At 65.5% G+C, this 21,955-nt stretch carries 6 protein-coding genes; all 6 read left to right on the top strand.

Annotation, left to right across the window (positions count from 1 at the left end; genetic code table 11):
- Nucleotides 1–232: 232 nt before the first annotated feature.
- The 6 genes from ACQR1B_RS09820 (at nucleotide 233) to ACQR1B_RS09795 (ending at nucleotide 21,906) form a co-directional block, all read left to right on the top strand.
- A complete protein-coding gene (locus ACQR1B_RS09820) occupies nucleotides 233–1,798 on the top strand; it encodes a TolC family outer membrane protein (protein WP_434831214.1) in 1,566 nt (521 codons plus the stop codon).
- 254 nt (nucleotides 1,799–2,052) lie between these two features.
- On the top strand, nucleotides 2,053–4,263 hold the full coding sequence (locus ACQR1B_RS09815; RefSeq protein ID WP_434831215.1) for a type I secretion system permease/ATPase: 2,211 nt from the start codon (nucleotides 2,053–2,055) through the stop codon (nucleotides 4,261–4,263).
- A complete protein-coding gene (locus tag ACQR1B_RS09810) occupies nucleotides 4,250–5,584 on the top strand; it encodes an HlyD family type I secretion periplasmic adaptor subunit (protein WP_434831127.1) in 1,335 nt (444 codons plus the stop codon). The genes ACQR1B_RS09815 and ACQR1B_RS09810 overlap by 14 nt, the downstream gene beginning before the upstream one ends.
- A 356-nt stretch (nucleotides 5,585–5,940) precedes the next feature.
- Nucleotides 5,941–6,777 carry a transglutaminase-like cysteine peptidase gene (locus ACQR1B_RS09805; RefSeq protein ID WP_434831128.1) on the top strand — a complete coding sequence of 279 codons (837 nt, stop codon included), beginning with the start codon at nucleotides 5,941–5,943 and terminating at the stop codon, nucleotides 6,775–6,777.
- The gene (locus ACQR1B_RS09800) at nucleotides 6,778–7,209 is read left to right on the top strand and encodes a hypothetical protein (RefSeq protein ID WP_434831129.1); all 432 of its coding nucleotides are present in this window, start codon (nucleotides 6,778–6,780) and stop codon (nucleotides 7,207–7,209) included.
- Nucleotides 7,210–7,620: 411 nt separating this feature from the next.
- Entirely contained in the window at nucleotides 7,621–21,906 is a 14,286-nt protein-coding gene (locus tag ACQR1B_RS09795) for a tandem-95 repeat protein (RefSeq protein WP_434831130.1), read from the top strand.
- Nucleotides 21,907–21,955: the final 49 nt, after the last annotated feature.

The raw sequence follows: 21,955 nt of genomic DNA, 5'->3' as shown, positions 1-21,955 counted from the left end.
TGCCGGATCCAGATTTGCCGCCGGGTTTTGTTGTCGAGGAATTAAACCAGCCGCGCTCCGACTTTAAAAATTCGCGCAGCGGTCGCACTACCGCAATACTGTTGAAAATCCAGCAATTTCACTTTCCGGAATATGCGCCGGAGTCGCCATTCTGCAACATCGGGTCGATTTTTTGCCGGAAGTGTGGCGAGGTACATTGCGGGCTGATCGCGGCTTTGTTACCGGTATACTTATGTTAAAGATCATACATTCACTCGGTTTCATTTGTGTCGTGGGAATGGGCTTTAGCCCGGCATTCGGGGCAGAACCTTTCACGATTCAGGACGCCATTAACCAGGCGGTGAAGACTAATCCAGGCGTCGGGGAGGCGGCGGCGAACCGCCGCGCGACCGAAGCTGAGCTTCGCCAGTCCCAGGGGACGCTCCTGCCACAGGTCCGGCTCGACGCAAGTGCCGGGCCTGAAATGCTCAAGCAATATGTCTCGCCCGCGCCGGCCAATAATGGCCGCTATCTGCGTGGCCGCGAGGCCAGCGTGGTTGTCCGTCAGTTGTTGTTCGACGGCTTCTCCTCGATCAATGAAGTGTGGCGTCAGGCGGCCCGCGTGGATGCGGCTGCGTTTCGCGTGCTGGAGCGGACCGAGCTGATCGGACTCGATGCCGCCGAGGCCTATGTCGACGTGATGCGCTACACCAGGCTGGTCGGACTGGCCGAGAAGAACGTCGCCGTCCATCTCGAATTGCGCCGCAACGTGCTGGCGCGCTTCCAGGGGGGACGAGCCGGCGAGGGCGATACGCAGCAGGCCGAGGAGCGCGTCGCAGCAGCCCAGGCGGCGCTGGAAGAATTCCGTCTCAGTCTGGAAGTCGCTCGGGCGAAATACCGCAAGGTCGTGGGCCTGGAGCCGTACAACCTGCGTTTCCCGGGCCGGCTGCCGGATCTGCCGCGGGACAAGGCGGAGTCGCTCGACATCGCCTACAAGTTCAATCCGACACTGCGGGCGGCCGCAGCCGATGTGACCGCCGCCAAGCGTGGTTTCGACGCGACGACCGGCACTTTCCTGCCGACGCTGTCGCTGGAAGGCCGCGCGACGACCGGCAAGGAGTCGGTCACCTACACCAATCGCTATGACGAGGTGAGCGGCAAGGTGGTGGCTTCCTGGGATATCTTCAACGGCGGCCAGAACAGCTGGCGCCGTGAGGAAGCCGCGCAGCGGATGATCCAGGAGCAGCAGAAGCACGCTCGGCTGCAGCGCGATGCGCTGGAATCGATCGACAAGGCTTGGTCAGCGCGGATCATCACGGCCGACCGTGTCGCGGCGCTCGTCCGCGACGTCGAAGCCGCCCGCCGTACATTCATCGCCTACAACAAGGAGTACGAACTCGGCCAGCGCACGCTGATCGACCTCCTGAACTCCCAGAACCAGTACTTCAACGCCAACGTGTCGTTGGTGTCGGCGCGCGGGGTCGTGGTGTTCGCCGACTATCAGCTGCTCGCCGCGATGGGCCAGATGCTGAACTATCTCAAGACCGGGCATCCTCCGGAAACGGAGCCGCTCGACGTCGTAGGTGGCTTCGTCGGCTTCAGGCTGCCGCCGATCCGGCTGAGCGCGCCATCTCCGGGACCGGAGCCGCTGAGTGCCGCTCGTCCGGTGCCGCTGTTCGGCTTCGATGACGGGGCGTCCAAACAGCCCACGCCGATCACCTTCGGCGATCGCTGGGCCTCGAGCGATCCTGCGGATACGACACTTTTCGTCGCGTCCGGAAAATATGGCGGCTTTGGCGGTAGCCAAACACCTAAGTAGTTCGACGGATCAAAGCTGGCGCATCATTGCGCCAGCTTTTCCGTCTCCGCATTTACTTTGCGTCGATATTATTTGCCCGTTGTCTGCAAAAAACCCGAAAAATGCGGGTAACCGCCACAGAAGTGGGTTAAACGAAATTAATAGAAAATTGCGCTCGTTACCGGCCCCGCGTTGCGTGGCCGGCCCGTTAAATTTTCGAGGCGTCATTGAATATTCGTCCGACCAGGTTCGAGCTGGAAGAGGCGCCATGCATCATGCCGCCGGTGACCGCGGCCGTATCGGCGCCGGATCCGCTCAGTGACAGTCTGCTCTACCTTGCAGCCCATCACGGCCGCGCCCTGAGCCGCAGCGCGCTGCTGTCGGGCTTGCCGCTCGAGAGCGGCGTGCTCAGCATCGCTCTCTATGACCGCGCCGCGCGGCGCGCAGGGCTCGAGGCACAGCTCGTCGAACGGCCGCTGAGCGAGATTCCGGCCCTGGTGCTGCCCTGCGTGCTGATGTTTCACGACGGCACGACGCGTATTCTGCTGACGGTCGACGAGGCCGCGGGCTGCGTCACCATCGTCGATCCCTCGCGCCGCGAGGCGCCGGCGATCGAGCGCGTCGAAGGGGTTGCTGCACGCTACGTCGGCTTTGCCTATCTGGTGCGGCCGGCCGCGGTCGCCGAGGCGCGTGTCGACGCGGCAGGCGAGTTGCCGAAGGCGCACTGGTTCTGGTCCGTCGTCAGCCGCTTCGGCGCCAATTACAGCCATGTCGCGATCGCGGCGTTCATCGTCAACATCCTGGCGCTGGCGGCGCCGCTGTTCACGATGAGCGTCTACGATCGCGTGATCCCGAACGGCGCGATCCCGTCGCTGGTCGCGCTCGGAATCGGCCTGGCGCTGGCGATCGGCTTCGACTTCCTGCTCAAGGTGGTGCGCAGCCGCATCATCGACATGACCGGCAAGAAGATCGACGTGGTGCTCGCCGCCAACATCTTCGAGCACGTGATGGCGCTGAAGATGGACAAGCGACCGCCCTCGGTCGGCATCCTCGCCAATCAGATGCGCGACTTCGATTCCGTGCGCGAGTTCTTCACCTCCGGCACCGTGGTGTCGGCGACCGACATGCTGTTCGCGGTCGTGTTCATCATCGTGCTGTTCGTCATCGCGGGCCCCATCGCCTGGATTCCGCTGCTGATGCTGCCGGTGATGATCGCGCTCGGGCTCCTGATCCAGCGGCCGCTGGACCGGGCGATGCGGCGGATGCAGGCGCAGTCGTCGGCGCGCCACGGTATTCTGGTGGAATCGCTGAACGGGATGGAGACGGTCCGTGCGGTGGCCGGCGAGAGCCGGGTGCAGACGGTGTGGGAGCGCTCGGTGGCGGCGCAGGCGCGCTCCAGCGAGGACGTCCAGTTCTGGGCGTCGATGGCCATGACTGCGGCGAGCGTCGCCAGCCAGTTCTGCAGCCTGCTGCTGGTCGTGGTCGGCGTGTTCCTGATCCTCGACGGCAAGCTCTCGGTCGGTGCGCTGGTCGCGGCCAACATGCTGTCCGGCCGCGTGCTCGGACCGATCGCCGGCATCGCCGGTCTGATGACGCGCTTCACCCAGACGACGTCGGCGCTGCGCTCGATCGACCGGCTGATGTCCTTGGATCGCGAGCGTCCGCCGGAAAAGATCTACGTCGCGCGCGAGATCAAGCAAGGCCGCATCCAGTTCAAGAATGTCAGCTTCGCCTATCCGGGTAGCCAGGCGAAGGCGCTCGACAACGTCTCCTTCGACATCAAGCCCGGCGAGAAGATCGGCATCATCGGCCGCGTCGGATCGGGCAAGACCACGGTCGGCCGCCTCACCACGGCCTTCTATCCGCCGACCGAGGGCAGCATCCTGATCGACGGCATCGACATTCAGCAGTACGACCCGGCCGATCTGCGCGCCGGCATCGGCTTCGTGCTGCAGGATACCGACCTGTTCTACGGCAAGCTGCGCGACAACATCACGCTCGGTCATCCCGCCGCGACCGACGAAGAGGTGCTGGAAGCGGCACGGCTCGCGGGTGTCGAGACGTTCATCGCGGGCCACCCGCAGGGCTACGAGATGATGATCGCCGAAGGCGGCCGCAGCCTGTCGGGTGGGCAGAAGCAGGCCATCGGGCTCGCCCGCGTCCTGATCCGCAAGCCGCGGGTGCTGTTCCTTGACGAGCCGACCGCGCATTTCGACGTGCGCAGCGAGGGCGAGTTTCTCGAGCGGCTGAAGATCCTGGCCAAGGGGGACAAAGCGGGGGAGATGTCGATCATCGTCTCGACCCACCGGCCTTCGCTGTTGTCGCTGGTCGACCGCATCCTGGTGTTCGACTCCGGCAAGCTGGTGGCCGACGGGCCGACCGCGCAGATCCTCACCATGCTGCGTCCGCAGCCGCCCGCGGCGGCGCCGGGTGCGAGCCCAGCCGTGAAGACGGTCCAAGGGACAGGGCAACATGGCGCAAAGTGATTTCGCGTTCTCGAACGACATCCGGGCGGCCGTCGAACTGCGCACGCCGAAGACGGCGCGCATGCTGCTGTTCGCCTCGCTCGGCCTGTTCTTCGTTTTCCTGATCTGGGCGCATTTCGCCGTGCTCGACGAGGTCAAGCGCGGCAACGGCAAGGTCGTGCCGTCGCGCCAGACCCAGGTGGTGCAGTCGCTGGAAGGCGGCATCATCGCCGATCTGCTGGTGCAGGAGGGCGCGATCGTCGAAAAGGATCAGCCGCTGGCGCGCATCGAGGACACCAATTTCGCCTCGCAGTTCGGCGAGATCCGCGAGCGCCGCGGCGCGATGGCGGCGCGGGTGATCCGGCTTGCGGCGGAGACCGAGGGCCGCAGCCCGGTCGAATTTCCCGAGGAGCTCGTCGCGGTCGCGCCGCGCGCGGTGCAGAGCGAGCGCTCGGTGTTCGACGCGCATGTGCGCAAGCTGACGCAGGACATCGACGTCGTGCAGCAGCAGGAGCAGCAGAAGAGCAAGGAGATCGATGAGCTTCGGGCCACCGAGAAGCGGTTCTCGGAAACGCTGGCGCTGCTCAATCGCGAACTGGCACTGACCCGCAAGCTCTACGATCAGAAGGTGGTGCCGGAGATCGAGATGCTGCGCGCCGACCGCCAGGCCACCGACATGCGCGGGCAGCTCGCGGTGGTGCAGGCGAGCATCGTCAAGACCGAATCCGCGGTGCAGGAGGCGCGCGCGCGCCGGCTCAACCTCGTCACCGCGTTTCGCGCCCAGGCCGAGGACGATCTCGCCAAGTCGCGCGGCGATCTCGCCGTGCTCGACGAGAACATCAAATCGGCCCAGGATCGGGTGCGCCGTACCGAATTGCGCGCGCCAGCGCGCGGCATCGTCAACAGGCTCAACGTCACCACCATCGGCGCGGTGGTCGCGCCGGGCGCCAGCCTGATGGAGATCACGCCGCTCGACGACACGCTGCTGGTCGAAGGCCGCATCCGGCCGCAGGACATCGCCTTCATCCGTCCCAACCACGAGGCGGTGGTCAAGCTCAGCGCCTATGATTCCTCGGTGTACGGCTCGCTGCACGGCCGCGTCGAGCGGATCAGCGCCGATACCATCACCGACGACAAGGGCGACAAGAACGAGCGCGGCGAGACCTTCTATCGCGTCATGGTCCGCACCGAGAAGAACCATCTCGGCACCGCCGAGCAGCCGCTCCCGATCATCCCCGGCATGGTCGCGACCGTCGAGATCCTCACCGGCAAGAAGTCGGTGCTGGACTATCTGGTCAGGCCCGCCCGCATGCTGCGCGACGAGGCGCTGCGCGAGCGCTGAGCGGCGGCACCAGCTTTAGCAGATCCTGAATCGATCAAATGCTGCATATTTTGGTCGGCTGCGATTAGTCCCGTTCGCAGCTAGGCCGCGAACATCCCCGTGGTTTAACCGGCCCGAAGCAGCAGCCGTCCTATCCCTGGTCCCATAACGACCGGGACAGGGATCGACACCACGACGTCGGCCGATGTCCCGGAGCATACGGGGCGTCAGTGATGTTGCGGGTTGATCGGCCGCGGGGAGTCCCGCGTGCGCTGGGGTTTGTGCTTGCCTTGTCGGTGGCGGCCTGTTGGGCTTGCGCCGCTGCTGCGGAGACATCGAGCAGATATCAGCGGGACAACGCGGCCGGCGCGTCCTCGGTGCCGCCGCCGGTCCGCTTCTTCACCATCAATGCGGTGCTCGCCAAGCATGACGGCCTGCGTCGGACCGCGGCCGGCCCGGTCGAGATCGCATCGACCGGCGCGGCGACGCGCCCGGAGATCGGCAGCGATGCGCCGCAGGGGCCTGCGGTCGCAACGCCATCCGACGAGCCGTTCGGCCTGATGACGTTCCGTGCGCCCGAAGGTCTGTTGTGGGTGAAATGGCGCGGCATCCAGGGCGCGATGGCGAGCGAGCGGACGTCGATCACGCGTTGCAACGAGGATGACGCGCGCTGTTCGGCGCCGGAGCGCAGCTTCGTCGCGATGAAACGCCTCGCCGCTGCCGCCGCGGATGAGCGCACGCGCGCGGAGATCGTCAACCGCGCCGTCAATCAATCCGTGCGCTATGTGGGCGACGATCAGCAGCACGGCCTGCCGGACGTCTGGAGCCCGCCGCTGCAGACCTTGCGCACCGGATTGGGAGACTGCGAGGACTACGCCATCGCCAAATATGCCCTGCTGCTGGCCGCAGGCACGGCAGAGACCGATCTGAAGCTGCTGTTGGTGCGCGACCTCGCCGTGCGGCAGGATCACGCGGTTCTCGCGGTGCGGATCGACGGCAAATGGTTCGTGCTCGACAACCGCCGGGCCACGCTGCTGGAAGGTCGTGATCTGCAGTCCTTCATGCCGCTGTTTGCGATCGATCACCGCGGCGTCAACCTGTTCGCGGCGCCCTATGCCGAGCGGCCGCACCATGAAAGCGAGAGCGACCTCGCGCCGGCGGCCGAGGCCGACATCGGTGGCGGCCGCGATCCGGGCCGGCCGTTGCTGCTCTGAATGTCGCAGCCCAGCGACTTGTGGCCGATGCGATTTGCGGTCTTAATGTGCGCGGGGACGCTGGCAAGCAGAGGGACGACAGTGAATATCAAGCAAGTCATGGTTTGCGGGGCATTGGCCCTGTCGACGCTCGGTGGATTCATCGGCAGCGCAAAGGCGCATGATCTCATGCTGCCCGGCGCCGCCTTCGCCATCGCCTGTGACAATGGCGGCAGCTACGTGCTGCGCTCCCGTCCCGTGCTCGCGCCCGGGCAAATCGTCACGGCGGAGCTGCGTCTCAGTCCGCGTCACGCCATTCCGGTGCGCCTGGTCCCGATGGGCGATGGCTACCGCTATGCCGGACGTGGTGTGTGGCTCGACGGCATCAACGATCAGGCATTGTTGTACCTGAGCAAATATCAGCCGATCCCCTGCGTCGTCAGTCGAATCTGACCGCTCGGCCATATTTCAGAGTTTCAGAAGATTAGCACCCGTCACCCGCAAATAATTTGCGGGGGGGCGGGTCGCATTTCGTCGATTTTGAGGCGCGCTCGCCTCATTTGCCTGGCCCGCGCATCGTTCCTCGACAGTATAGGCAAGCCGAATACCTGCCGAGACGGGTCTATTTATACAGAATAGCGCCGATCTATTCTTGAATCCGTCCCCAGCTCCCGCGCGATCGCCAAGCATTCCCGCCAGCCCGTTTACCTTGGTAACGCGGCTGCACTTGACTGCATTTACCCAAAGTCCCTAAAGTCCGGTTAAGACACTTCGGTATTATTGACCCGAATTAAACACTAATAATAGTTTAATCGCAGCAATGGGAGCGCCATTAAGGCGCCCCGCTTTTGGAGATTTTGGCGCATGAATGCTCCTGTCCTGCTGGCCCAGTTGACCGGCACGTCCTCGCAGCCATCCAGCGCCTCGGCCAAGCACCTCAAGATCGGGAAACCTCAGGGCAGCCAGGCCGTTACGGTTCATCTCGACGGTCAGAGCCAGATCGATCTCAGCGACATCGCCAGCGAGAAGCTGACTTTCGTCAAAATCGGCAACCGCCTGATCATCCTGTTCGACAACCAGTCGACGGTCTCGATCGACCCGGTGTTCGACGCCAACGGCGCGCCGCTGAAGGAGGTCAGTTTCGAAGTCGGCCCCGATCGAATCATCAATGGCGATCAGTTCGCCGAACTGTTTCCGATGACGACCGACCAGTCGGTGCTGCCGGCCGCCGGTACGCCGGGTGCGCCGGGCGTGCCGGCCGGCGCCAATTTCGGCACTTACAGGGTTGATGCGCTGAACGGCGGCACGCCGCTGGCGCTGCTTGGCGGCGAGGATGGCTCCGGCAATTTCGGTGACAATCCGGTGACGCCGGCGAACGGGACGCCGATCCCCGGTGGCGCTGATGCCGCTCTGATCAACGAGGACGGCCTGTCCGAGGGACAGCCTGGCGGCCTTGGCGACGTCGGCGGCCTCGCCACCAGCTTCACCGGCTCGCTGCATGTCGATTTCGGCACCGACGTGGTCGGCCGCGCCTTCCAGTTCGCGGCCGCGCAGCCGGGCCTCGCCGGCCTGACCTCTGGCGGGCAGGAGGTGCATTTCACCATCACCACCGTCAACGGCCAGCCCGAACTGATCGGCTATATCGGCAGCGATCCGTCGATCGCCGCCAACCATGTCTTCACGATCACGCTCGACGCCGATTCGACCATCGACGGCACCTATACGGTGACGCTGCTGCGGCCGCTGGATCATTCGGTGTCCGGCACCGAAGATACGCTGAACCTGACCCTCAACATCATCGCGATCGACGGCAGCGGCGACACCGCGCCGTTCACGCTGCAGATCGGCATCAACGACGACTCGCCGGTGGCGGGCACGGTGGAGGCGATCAACGTCGCCGAGCATACCGGCTCCGGCGGCGAGTCGGGCGGCAGCGAAGACGGGCCGAGCAGCCTGAAGCTCGAAAGCGGCGACGGCTTCCAGCCGACCACCGCATCGGTGGACCTGCACATCGGCTGGGGCGCCGACAGCGGCAACAGCAGCGTCGATGGCGGCACCAGCGGCACGGTGGTCGTCGGCGACCGCTCGCTGGTGTTCGCGTCCTCCGAGATCGCCGAGCTCGAAGCGCTCGGCCTGACTTCCAACGGCGAGGCCATCTCCTACACGCTGTCGGGCGACGGCACCTCGATCGTCGCCACCGCAGGCGAGGGCGAGTCCGTCCGCACCATCTTCACGGTGTCGCTGTCCGACACCGGCTCGGGCAGCGCGACCTTCACGCTGTCGGACAATGTCGATCATAACGGCGCCAATGACGCCTCGCTGCCGCTGACCTTCCATGTGGTCGCGACCGATGCCGACGGCGATCCCGTCGACACCTCTTTCACCGTCAATGTCGGCGACGATGGCCCGACCTTCGGCGAAAAGCCGAGCTATTCGGTGGTCGACGAGGACGGCCTCGGCAATGCCGGCAACAGCTATGACGACGGCAATGACGCTGACGGCGAAGACCTGACCATCACCGACACGCTCGGCATCCGCTGGGGCTCCGACGACGCCAACCACAATGTCGACGGCGGCATCTCGGGGGCGCCGGTCAATGGCGACCGCGCCGTGACCTTCGCGGCCGACGTGGTCGCGACCCTCGACGCCCAGAATCTGACCTCGAACGGCTTCGCGCTGCATTACGACGTGTCGGGCAACGGCACCGTGCTGACGGCCTACCGCACCGATGGCGAGAGCTATATCGACGCCGACGGCCATATCACCGACGATCCGCACGCGGCGCTGGTGTTCACGGTGTCGCTGTCGGACCAGGGCTTGGGCTCCTACACCTTCAGGCTCACGGGCAATCTCGATCACCCGGTCCACGGCACCGAAGACGACATCACGCTGAACCTCGGATTCGTCGCCACCGATTCCGACGGCGATGCCATCACCGACACCTTCACCGTCAAGGTCAACGACGACGCGCCGACCTTCGGCGAGAAACCGAGCTATTCGGTGGTCGACGAGGACGGTCTCGGCAATGCCGGCGACAGCTACATAGGCGGCAATGACGCCTATGGCGAAGACCTGACCGTCACCGACTCGCTCGGAATCCGCTGGGGGGCCGACAGCGCCAACAGCCATGTCGATGGCGGCCTCGGCGAGGCGCCGGTCAACGGCGACCGTGCCGTGACCTTCGCGGCCGACGTGGTCGCGACGCTCGACGCCCAGAATCTCACGTCGAACGGAATCGCGCTGACCTACGTCGTGTCCGAGAACGGCACGTTGCTGACGGCGTACCGCTATGACTCCGCCAACGAAACCTATGTCGATGCCGACGGCAAGCCGACCGAAAGTCCGGAAAGCGCCGCGGTATTCACGGTCTCGCTGTCCGATCAGGGCCTGGGCTCCTACACCTTCACCCTGTCCGGCAACCTCGATCACCCGGCCCATGGCGGCGAGGACGACATCACGCTGAATCTCGGCTTCGTCGCCACCGATTCCGACGGCGACGCGGTCACCGACACCTTCACCGTGAAGGTCAACGACGACGCGCCTGTCTTCGGCGAGAAGCCGAGCTATTCGGTGGTCGACGAGAACGGCCTCGGCAATGCCGGCGACAGCTACAAAGGCGGCAATGACGCTGATGGCGAAGACCTGACCGTCACCGACTCGCTCGGAATCCAGTGGGGTGCCGACAGCGCCAACAGCCATGTCGACGGCGGCATCGACGGCGCGGCGGTCAACGGCGACCGCGCCGTGACCTTCGCGGCCGACGTGATCGCTGCGCTCGACGCCCGGAATCTCACTTCCGACGGCTACGCGCTGCACTACGTGCTGTCGGAGGACGGCACCGTGCTGACCGCCTACCGCTACGACGTCGAGAGCTACATCGACGCCTCCGGCCACGTTACGTCGGACCCGGCGGCGGCCCAGGTGTTCACGGTGACGCTGTCCGACCAGGGCCAGGGGTCCTACACTTTCACGTTGACCGGCAGCCTCGATCACCCGACGAAGGGTGCGGAGGACGACCTGACGCTCGATTTCGGCGTGGTCGCCACCGATTCCGACGGCGACGCCGTGACCTCGAGCTTCACGGTCAAGGTCAATGACGACGCGCCTGTTTTCGGCGAGCGCGTGTCCTATTCGACCGTCGACGAGGACGGCCTCGGCAATGCCGGCAACAGCTATGCCGACAGCAACGACGCCTACGGCGCCGCGCTCCAGGTCAAGGACTATCTCGGCATCCGCTGGGGCGCCGACGACGCCAACAGCCATGTCGATGGCGGCATCAACGGCGGCGCCGTCAATGGCGACCGCGCCGTCACCTTCGCGTCTGATGTGGTCGCAACCCTCGCGGCCCAGCACCTGACCTCGAACGGGGTCGCGCTGACCTATGTCGTGTCGGCAGACGGCACGCAGCTCGCGGCCTATCGCTACGACGCGGCGCACCACACCTATGTCGACGCCAGCGGCAACGCGACGTCCGATCAGGCCAGCGCCGCCGTGTTCACGGTGTCGCTGTCCGACCAGGGCCAGGGGTCCTATACCTTCACGCTGATCGACAATATCGATCACCCGATCCGCAACACCGAGGACAGCATCACGCTCACCCTCGGCTTCGTCGCCACCGATTCCGACGGCGATGCGATCAGTGACACCTTCAAGATCAAGCTCAACGACGACGCCCCGGTGCTGAATCGTGAGATCGCCACCGGCGTGGTCGACGAGGACGGCCTCTCCACCGGCCTTCCGGGCGGGCCCGGCGACGTCGCCGGCCAGGCGACGGTTGCGACCGGTGCGCTCGGGATCTCCTGGGGCGCCGACTCGGCCAACACTCTCGGCAATGTCGGGATCACTGGTGCGTCTCCTGTCACCGGCGACCGCGCCGTCACCTTCGCGTCCGACGCCACCACCACGCTCGCTGCGCAGCACCTGACCTCGAACGGGATCGCGCTGAGCTATGCGCTGAGCGAAGGCGGCACGCTGATCACGGCCTATCGCTTCGACGGCCAGCATTACATCGACGCCAACGGCAACTGGACCAGCAACAAGGCCAATGCGGCCGTGTTCACGGTCAAGCTGTCGGATGCTGAGTCCGGCTCCTACACCTTCACGCTGCTCGACAATCTCGATCATCAGGTCGCCAACACCGAGGACAACATCGCGCTGACGTTGAAATACGTCGCGACCGATTCCGACGGCGACCAGGTCTCCGGCAGCTTCAAGGTCAACGTCAACGACGACAGCCCGGAGGCGCACACCGGCACCGCCAAGAGCATCAGCGAGGCCGACATCACGGCCGGCGGCGATTGCGGCCCCGACTTCGCCGGATCCGATTTCGGCGGCGACCATGGCGGCGGCGGCCATGGCGGCGGTGACGCCTCCGTCACCGGTGCGCTCAACATCAAATGGGGCGCCGACAACAACGACAGCGGCACAGCGAACCGCTCGGTCGGCTTCACCAACGGCTCCAATGCCGCGGCCGACGTCCATGTGACCAACGGCAGCGACATGGCGATCAGCGGCCTGACGTCGGATGGCCAGACCGTAAAATACGCCTTCGACCACGGCGTGCTCGTCGGCTACACCGGCAGCAGCCTCGCCTATGGGCAGCGCGTGTTCGAAGTGTCGCTCGACGACGACGGCACCGGCTCCTACACCTTCACGCTGCTCGGCAATCTCGATCATCCGGCCGGGCAGGGCGAGAACGTCGTCAAGCTGACCTTCGACTACACCGCGGTCGATTCCGACGGCGATGCGAGCAGCAGCACCTTCACCGTCACCGTGGTGGACGACGTCCCGACCATCGGCCACGCCGACAACGAGACGGTCAGCGAAGCCAACCTGCCGACCGATGGCTACGACCTCAGCCATCCCGACAGCACGTATTCGACGGTGCAGACCGGCGGCCTCGCCATCTCCTGGGGCGCCGACGACAATGATTCCGGCGCCGCCAACCGTTCCGTGGCGTTCAACAACACCACCGCGCCGCAGGGCCTGACCTCCAACGGCTATGCCATCAGCTATATGATCTCGGCCGACGGTACCACGCTGTTGGCGGTCACCAACGATCATCGCACCGTCTTCACCGTCACGCTCTCGGATGACGGCGACGGCAGCTACAAGTTCACGCTGCTCGACAACATCGACCATGGCAGCGCCGGTGCCGACAGCCTGACGCTCTCCTTCGGCTACAGGGCGACCGACTCCGACGGCGACAGCGCCACCTCCAGCTTCACCGTGTCGGTCAAGGACGATGTGCCCGTCATCGGCAACGTCGAGAACGAGTCCGTCAGCGAGGCCTACCTGCCGACCGACGGCTATGACACCAGCCATCCGGATGCGTCGAATTCGACGGTGCAGACCGGCGATCTCGATATTTCCTGGGGCGCCGACGACAACAACACCGGCACCGGCCACAACCGCTCGGTGGTGTTCACCACCGGAGCCGGCGCGACCGGGCTGACCTCGGATGGGTCGCCGATCTCGTACGCGATCTCGGGCGACGGCACCTTGCTGACGGCCTCCAGCGCCGACGGCCGTACCATCTTCACGATCCAGCTCTCGGATAGCGGCGACGGCAGCTACAAGGTCACGCTGCTCGACAACATCGACCATCCGGCGTCGGGCGCCTCCGACGACAGCCTGGCGCTCACCTTCGGCTTCAAGGCCACGGATTCCGACGGCGACAGCGCGACCGGCAGCTTCAAGGTCACCGTGCTCGACACCGCGCCGGTGGCGGGCAAGGGGGATGCCAAGACCGTCGACGAGGACGATCTGGCCAACGGCACCGACGCGTCCAAGGAGTCGACCACCGTCAGCGGTGATCTCAACATCAGCTGGGGCGCCGACGACAACAACAAGACCGCCGGCGGCGGCACCGGCGACCGTTCCGTCGCGTTCAGCTCTTCGACCGCCTCGGCCAATGTCGATGCCGAGACCAGCAGCGGCCAGAACATCACGCTGACCTCGGACGGCCAGACCGTCAAATACGCGCTTCTGAACGGCGTGCTGGTCGGCTACACGGGCAGCGATTCGTCCGTGAATCACGTGTTCGAAGTGTCGCTGAGCGACCAGAACGACGGCTCCTACACTTTCAAGCTGCTCGGCAATCTCGATCATCCCGCTGGATCGGGCGAGAACGTCGTCAATCTCACCTTCAGCTACACCGCAACGGACGGCGACGGCGACACCTCGAGCAACCATTTCACGGTGTCGGTCAAGGACGACGTGCCGGTGATCGGCACGTCCGCAGGTACGACGCTGACCGAGAACACCACCGGCGTTGCCGGCGCGGAGGTGTTCCAGACCCAGACCGCCGCGAATGTCGCGCTCAACATCAATTGGGGGGCCGACGACGGCAATTCGGGCGCAGCCAACCGTGGCGTTGCCTTCGATTCCGCGATCCACAGCGGCGACTATGTCAAGACCACCGGCTCGGGCAGCCCGACGCTGACCTCGAACGGCACGGCGGTGCAGTTCATCCGCGTCTCCGACACCGAGATCTGGGGCGTCGCCAACGACAATGGCGGCCAGCTCACCACGGCCGACCGCGTGGTGTTCAAGATCACGCTGTCGGACAGCGGCACGGGCAGCTACACGGTCCAGTTGCTCGACAATGTCGATCACACAGGCTCCGGCCAGACCAGCGCGCTGGCGCTGAAGCTCGGCTTCACCGCTGTCGATGCCGACGGCGATGCGGCGACCGGAAATTTCACCGTCACCATCAATGACGACAACGGCCGGCCTTCGATCGGCACGCCGGTCGCCGGCACCGTCGACGAGGACGGGCTGTCCGGCGGCAACACCGCGGCCGCGCCCGGCGACGTCGCCGGCGCCAATGTCGCCGCAACCGGGTCGCTCGCGATCTCCTGGGGCGCCGACGACAACAATTCCGGCTCGGTCAACCGCGCGGTCGGCTTCTCAGGCATCACCAACGGCCAGAGCGCGTCCTCGGACGCGGGCCTGCTCACGGTCGATGGTGCGCAGGTCAAGTACTGGGTGGTCGGCAACACGCTCTATGGCTACACCGGAAGCAACCCGCCCAACGGCAACACTGCGCCTGCGGCGGCCAACCAGGTGTTCAAGATTACGCTCGATGACAGCGGGGCCGGCAGCTACAGCTTCACCTTGCTCAAGCACGTCGATCATCCGGCGGGCCAGGGCGAGAACGACGTCAAGCTGACCTTCGGTTTCACCGCCACGGACGCCGATGGCGATAGCACCAACTCGTCCTTTGCGGTGACGATCAATGACGACAGCCCGGTGGCGACCGCGACCGTGCTCTGCGCCGTGGTTGAAGAGAGCGAACTGCCGAATGGATCGGTGAAGACCATCACCGGCTCGTATGGCGGCGACCTCAATGGCGACGGCAACGGCAACGATTCCTACTTCACTGGCAATCTGACGTCGCTGGTGTCGTTCGGCGCCGACAAGCTCGGCACGTTCACGGTCGAGAAGATCAACCTCGCACCCGAGCTGCTGTCGCTGACCTCGGGCGGCGTGGCGCTGACCTACAGCATCGACACCGCCAACAACATGCTGGTCGCCAAGGCCGGCAGCGTCACCATCTTCGAATTCCAGGTCGACGCCACCACCGGCCAGTATTCGTTCCGTCTGAAGGGCGCCCTCGACCACGTCGGCACTGGTCACGACGACGCGCTGACGCTCGATCTGTCGACGGCCGTGACCGCCACCGATTCCGACGGAGATTCCGTCGCACTGCACGATCAGATCATCATCACCGTCAACGACGACAGCCCGCAGTCGCGGGACGTCGCCACCGTGACGATCTCGGAAGCGGCCGGCAACGTCTCGACCGGCGCCGTCGATCTGCGCAATACCTACGGGGCCGATGGCGACAGCTCCGGACCGTCGGTGACCTTCTCCGGCGCGTCGCCGGTGCGGGTCTACGACGCCGCCCATCACCAGATGTCGGGGCTGACCTCGCTCGGCTTCGGCCTGACCTATGTGCTTTCGGCGGATCACACCACGCTGACCGCCTATCGCATGAGCGGCGGCAGCTACATCGGCCAGAATGGCCAGGTGACGGGCAATGCCGCCGACGCCGCGGTGTTCGTCGTGACGCTGTCGGAGGGCGGCACCGGCTCCTACAATTTCACCTTGCTGCAGCCGCTCGACCATCCGGCGCCGATCGGGACGTCGAGCGCCGCCGACCAGTATCTCGACCTCAATTTCTCGTTTGCGGTCGAGGATCGCGATCACGACACCTTCGGCAACAACTTCACCGTCCGGGTCGATGCCGCCGGCACGGCGACGACGACGCGCTATGACGCGCCGAACTCGCCGGTGTTCGTCAATCTGAGTGACAGCTCGCAAACCGTGCTCGGCGAGACGGTCGGAGCCCACAGCGTGACCGACCGGGCCTCGGTGACCGACAAGGTCGTCGGCACCGACAGGCTCGGTGGCGTGACCGAGGCCCACGGTTCGGGCGGTGACGACATCCTGGTCGGCAGCAGCGGGGCTGATGCGCTGTATGGCGGCGCCGGCAACGACGTCATCAGGGGCGGGGCGGGCGACGACCGGCTGTTCGGCGGTGCCGGCAACGACACCTTCCTCTACACGGTCGGCGATGGCGGCGACGTCATCGACGGCGGTTCGGAGACCGGCTCGACCGATCCGAACTACGACGTGCTCGCGATTTCGGGCGATGCCAATGCGCGCAATTTCACCATCGGTAAGGCGACGACCGGCACCGACATCAACCCGACCGTCAATGACGGGGGTGCCAACGCCACCGATATTCTGGTGCGCTATGACGGCCCGAACGGGGCGACCATTCGTGCCGACGAGATCGAGCGCGTCACCATCACCGGCGGCAGCGCCAGCGACACGCTGACGATCACCGACATCACCGGAACGGCGATCGCGCCTGCGACGATCGTCTTCAACGGCGGCTCCGGCAACGATACCCTCGATCTGATCCGGTTTGCCGGCAACACCAGCGTGGTCTCGGACGGCGGCGCCGACAACGACACCGTCAAGTTCGGCTTCAAATTTGCCGACGCGACCTACACCAAGGTGTTCGCAGCGGATGGCACGACGCTGATCGGCATCCAGGTCACCCACAATGGTGTGACCGATACGTTCACCAATTACGAGAGCTTCGTCTTCACCGACGGCACTCGCACCCTGACCGGCGTCTTCAACACGCCGCCGGTGGCCCACGACGACACGGTGCAGGCGAGCGAGGACAATCCGCTCTCCCTCAATGCCCTGCTGAGCCTGCTCAATAACGACACCGATGTCGACAACAACACGCTGACCGTCACCGGCGTGGCCAACGCAACGCACGGCACCGTCACACTCACGAACGGCAACCCGGTGTTCACGCCGGACAAGAATTTTTCCGGCGTCGCCGGCTTCGACTATACGGTCAGCGACGGCAACGGCGGCATCGCGACCGCGCATGTCACGGTTGACGTCGCGCCAAAGGCGGATTCCCCGGTCGTGGGCTTCTTCGAGGTCGGGCCCGCGACGGGCGCCGAGGACGGCGTCATCGCCCTCAAGGTGATGCAGGCCGGGGTCAGCGACACCGACGGCTCCGAAACGCTGCGGATGCTGATTACGGGCTATCCGGACGGCGCGACCTTCTCGGTCGGCCATGCCGGCACCGGCGCTGACGCCGGCAAGTGGGTGATCGAGGATCAGGCCGCCATCGCCGCGTTCGGCACCCAGCCGCTGCAGGTGACGCCGCCCGCGAACTACAACGGAGCGTTCACGCTGTCGGTCTCCGTGGAGGTCACCGACCAGGCGACGCTGTCGGATGGCCACGTCCACAAGGACGTCGCCACGACCGATCTGCAGACGATCGACGTCACCGTGACCCCGGTCAACGACGCGCCGGTCGCGAACTCCGACACCAAGACAGTGCTGGAGGATGGCACCGTGTTCGTCTCGGCGGTCGACGGCGTGATCCGGGGCTCGACCGGCGGCGCCGTCGCGGACAGCGACGTGGATGATGCAACGTCGTCGCTGGTGGTCTCCGGTGTGGTTGCCGGCAGCGTGCCGGTGACACAGGGGGCAGGGGTCGGCACCTCGATCGAAGGGACATATGGCCATCTGACGCTGAACGCGGACGGCTCCTACAGCTACGTCGCGGACAAGGCGGCGGCGCTGGCGGCCGGAGCGACCGCGGTCGATACCTTCACCTACACCGACAAGGATCCGTCGGGCGCGGTGTCGAACACCGCGACGCTGCAGATCACCGTCACCGGCACCGACGATGCCCCGGTCGTGGCGATCGCCGGCACGTCCGGCAATATCGGTGACAGCACGTTTGCGGGCTACAGTTCCTGGAACGGCAGCCCGAAGCTCTGGACCACGGATTGGACCGAGGGCGGCGACCAGGCCTCGTCGACGCCGTCGAACGACGGCGACATCCGGGTGAAGACCGAGTCCGGCACCGGCAACACCTACCTGTCGTTCAGCGATTACGACAACACCGACGCCTACGTGCAGCGGTCGCTGAATCTGAAGGGCGCGACGTCGGCGACGCTGAGCTTCGACTATCAGCTCCGCGGCCTCGAGCAGGCCGACGACGTGGTTCTGGTGCAGGTGTCGTCCGACGGCGTCAATTTCGTCACGATCGGACAGCTGGGCGGCGGCAACTACGACAGCGCGAACTTCTACACCATCTCGTTCAACATCTCGGGCTACGCGTCGGAAAACACCACCATCCGGTTCGTCGCGACCGCCGGCCTCGATTACCTCGGACAACAGCAGCCCTACGACGGCTCGATCGATCTGATCAACATCGACAACCTCAACGTCGCCTACACGCTGACACCCTCGGTGAGCTACACCGAGAACGCGGCGCAGAAGCTGGTTCTGCCGAATCTAGCGATCAGCGACGTCGACGATACCCGGATGGAGTCGGCGACCTTGACGCTGACCAATGCGCAGGCGGGCGACCGGCTCTGGATCGGCAGTCAGCAGCTGGCGCAAGGCGCGGCCGGGGATGTCACGACCGCCAGCGGAACCATCCACTACACGGTATCGACCGCCGGCGGCGCCATCGCGGTGGCGCTGTCGGGCTCGGCGACGTCTGCCGACTACGCCACGGTGCTGAAGACGATCGGCTTCGACAGCAGCAGCGAGAAGCCGTCGACCGTCGATCGCATCGTCACGGTCACCGTCAACGACGGCGATATGAATTCGAACACGACGACGTCGCTGATCCACGTCAGCGAAGTGAACGACAAGCCGACGGTGTCGGGCGTGTCGGCGGGCGGCAACGAGGACACCGTGATCGCCATCTCGCTGTCCGGCGCCGATGTCGACGGCAGCGTCGCCAGCTTCAAGATCGCAAGCCTCGCGGCCCATGGCACGCTGTATTCGGACATCGGTCTGACGCATGCTCTGGCTGCCAACGATCTGGTCACCGCGACCGGAAACGGCGCCACCGTCTACTTCAAGCCCGCGGCGGACTGGAACGGCGGGACGTCGTTCACCTACACGGCGATCGACGATCGCGGCCTGGCGAGCAGCGCGGCGGCGACGGCCTCGATCACGGTCAACGCCGTGAACGACGCGCCGGTCATCGCCGGCACGCTGTCCACCACGGTCGCCGAGGGCGGTACGCATGTGATCACCGTGGCCGAGCTCGGCGAGGCCGATCCGGACGATTCCGGCACCGGGCTGACCTACACGGTGTCCTCGCTGAACCATGGCACGATCCTGCTCAATGGCCAGGCGGCGACGAGCTTCACGGCTCAGAACGTGATCGATGGCCAGGTCTCGTTCCGGCACGACGGCTCCGAAGGCGCATCGGCCGGCTTCGGCTTCACGCTGGCCGACGGCGGCGAGAACGGTGCGACGCCGGCCTCCGGCAGCTTCGCCGTCACGGTGACGCCGGTGAACGACGGCACTGCCGGGCTGACGCTCGTCGACACGACCCAGACCGCGACCGCGTCCAAGGTCGGCGACGTGCTGCAGGCGACGCTGGGCGTCGATCCGGATGGCGCCGGCTCGAACGTCGTCTACCACTGGATGAGCGACGGCAACACGATCAACGGCGCGACGGGGGCGTCCTACACGCTGACCTCGGCCGAGGTCGGCCACACCATCTCGGTCTATGCGACCTATGTCGACGGCCAGGGCTTTGCGAGCACCACGGCCACCGTCGCTCAGAGCGCCCCCGTGATCAGCTCAAACCATGCGCCCGTCGCACATGACGACGTCTATACGGGAGCAGCGACCGGAACCCCGCCGACGGGCGACGGCTGGGTCTACAATGCCGACAACGGCCACTACTACAAGGCCGTCTACGGCAACTTCTCCTTCTCGGAGGCCGTTGCCGCGGCCGCCGGGGAGGCTGATGGCGCCTACCTCGTCACCATCACCAGCGCCTCGGAGAACGCTTTCGTCCAGAACCTGGCGCCGCTGTACTACCAGTATTCCTGGATCGGCGCCTCCGATGCTGCCCAGGAGGGCACCTGGCGCTGGGTGACGGGCCCGGAGGCCGGGCAGATCGTCACCTATGGCAACTGGAATATCGGCGAGCCGAACGACTGGGGCGGCGAGGACTACGCGCTGTTCACCCGCATTTTCGGCGGCGGATGGAACGATGCCGATGGGACGTCGGCCGTGCCGGGCCATGATTGGGACTACGCCGGCTACGTCGCGGAGTGGGGTGGCACGGAGACCGCCCCGACCGAGGACAAGGCCATCACGATCTCGGCGGCGAGCTTGCTCGCCAACGATTCCGATCCGGATTCGGGTGACACCTTCAGCATCACCTCGGTCCAGGGCGCGAGCCATGGCACGGTGTCGCTGAGCTCCGACCACCAGACCATCACCTTCACGCCCACGGCCAACTACAATGGTGCTGCGAGCTTCACCTATACCATCACGGACAGCCACGGCCTGTCGTCGACGGCGACGGTGACGTTCAACGTGGCGGCGGTGAACGACGCGCCGAGCGGGGCCAACAAGACCATCTCGATGGTCGAGGACGTCTCTTACGCGTTCAAGACCGATGATTTCGGCTTCACCGACGCCGCCGACGGCGACCATTTCAGCGGCGTGCTCATCACCACCTTGCCGGCCTCGGCCGACGGTCAGTTGCTTTACGGCAACCAGGCGGTGACGGCCGGACAGATCATCTCTGCCGCCGACATCGCGGCGGGCATGCTCAGCTATGCGCCCAAGGACAATGTCTATGGCAATGCCGGCGATGCCTCCTTCACATTCCAGGTGATCGATGACGGCGGCCACGGCGGCTCCAACGTCGACACGGATCAGTCGCCGAACACGATGACGCTGGACCTGTCGACCACGAACTACACCGACGTGTCGTCGTCGAGCTCGAGCTCGACGACCTATCCGGACAACGCCGGCTATGCCTTGACGACGTCGACGGTGGCAGATCAGCATCTGTCGATCAGTGACGGCGGCGGCGGTAGCGATCGCGTGCTGCTGAACACCTCCAGCTCGACCGTCTTCACCGACCTCGATTTCCTGCACACGGACAACAATCTGGAAATCAGCTGGTCAGTGTCCGGCGGCAGCCGCAGCGTGACAGTGCTCGACGAGTTCAGCGGTGGACGCATCGAGAACTTCAAGCTGGATGACGGGGGAAGCTATCAGGGCTTCAGCCTCGGCAGCGCCGACTACACCATCGCCTCGGGGGCCACGGGATCGGGCGGCAACGACATCATCGCCGGCACCCATGGCAGCGAGACCCTGAACGGCGGGACGGGCAACGACCTGCTGTTCGGCAATGGTGGAAATGACGTTCTGATTGGCGGCAAGGGCTCCGACCTCCTGGTCGGCGGCGCCGGCTCCGACACGTTCACATGGCAGTCCGGCGATCTCTCCGGCGGCGGGCTCGATATCCTCGTCGACTTCGAGAGCGGCGCGGGCGGCGACGTCATCGACCTCTCCGGACTGCTGGCCAGCGTGTCCGGCAACCATGCCGATGCGGTGCGCTTCGTCGACAGCGGCGGCCATTCCAGCCTCGCCTCGGCGAACGGCAGCGGCGTGCTGAACAACGGCGACCTGACGCTGCAGGTCAACACCGGCTCGGGCTGGACCAGCGTTGCCACGATCAAGGACACCGGCACCAACCTCACGGGAGGTGACGACGTCATCAAGATGATCATCGACAACAGCCAGACGCAGATGCAGGTCCACGTCTGATCGGGACGGCACCGGCAAGAGACATGAAAGGGCCGCCCGAGGGCGGCCC

Source organism: Bradyrhizobium oligotrophicum (genome assembly GCF_051168495.1).
Classification (GTDB): domain Bacteria; phylum Pseudomonadota; class Alphaproteobacteria; order Rhizobiales; family Xanthobacteraceae; genus Bradyrhizobium; species Bradyrhizobium oligotrophicum_A.
The sequence above is the reverse complement of the archived record's forward strand: the minus strand, read 5'-3'. Positions and strand labels throughout refer to the sequence as shown.

Excerpts from the sequence above, each read along its gene's own strand:
- ACQR1B_RS09820 (WP_434831214.1), top strand. The coding sequence starts at position 233 with ATGTTAAAGATCATACATTCACTCGGTTTCATTTGTGTCGTGGGAATG.
- ACQR1B_RS09815 (WP_434831215.1), top strand. The coding sequence starts at position 2,053 with ATGCCGCCGGTGACCGCGGCCGTATCGGCGCCGGATCCGCTCAGTGAC.
- ACQR1B_RS09810 (WP_434831127.1), top strand. The coding sequence starts at position 4,250 with ATGGCGCAAAGTGATTTCGCGTTCTCGAACGACATCCGGGCGGCCGTC.
- ACQR1B_RS09800 (WP_434831129.1), top strand. The coding sequence starts at position 6,778 with ATGTCGCAGCCCAGCGACTTGTGGCCGATGCGATTTGCGGTCTTAATG.
- ACQR1B_RS09795 (WP_434831130.1), top strand. The coding sequence starts at position 7,621 with ATGAATGCTCCTGTCCTGCTGGCCCAGTTGACCGGCACGTCCTCGCAG.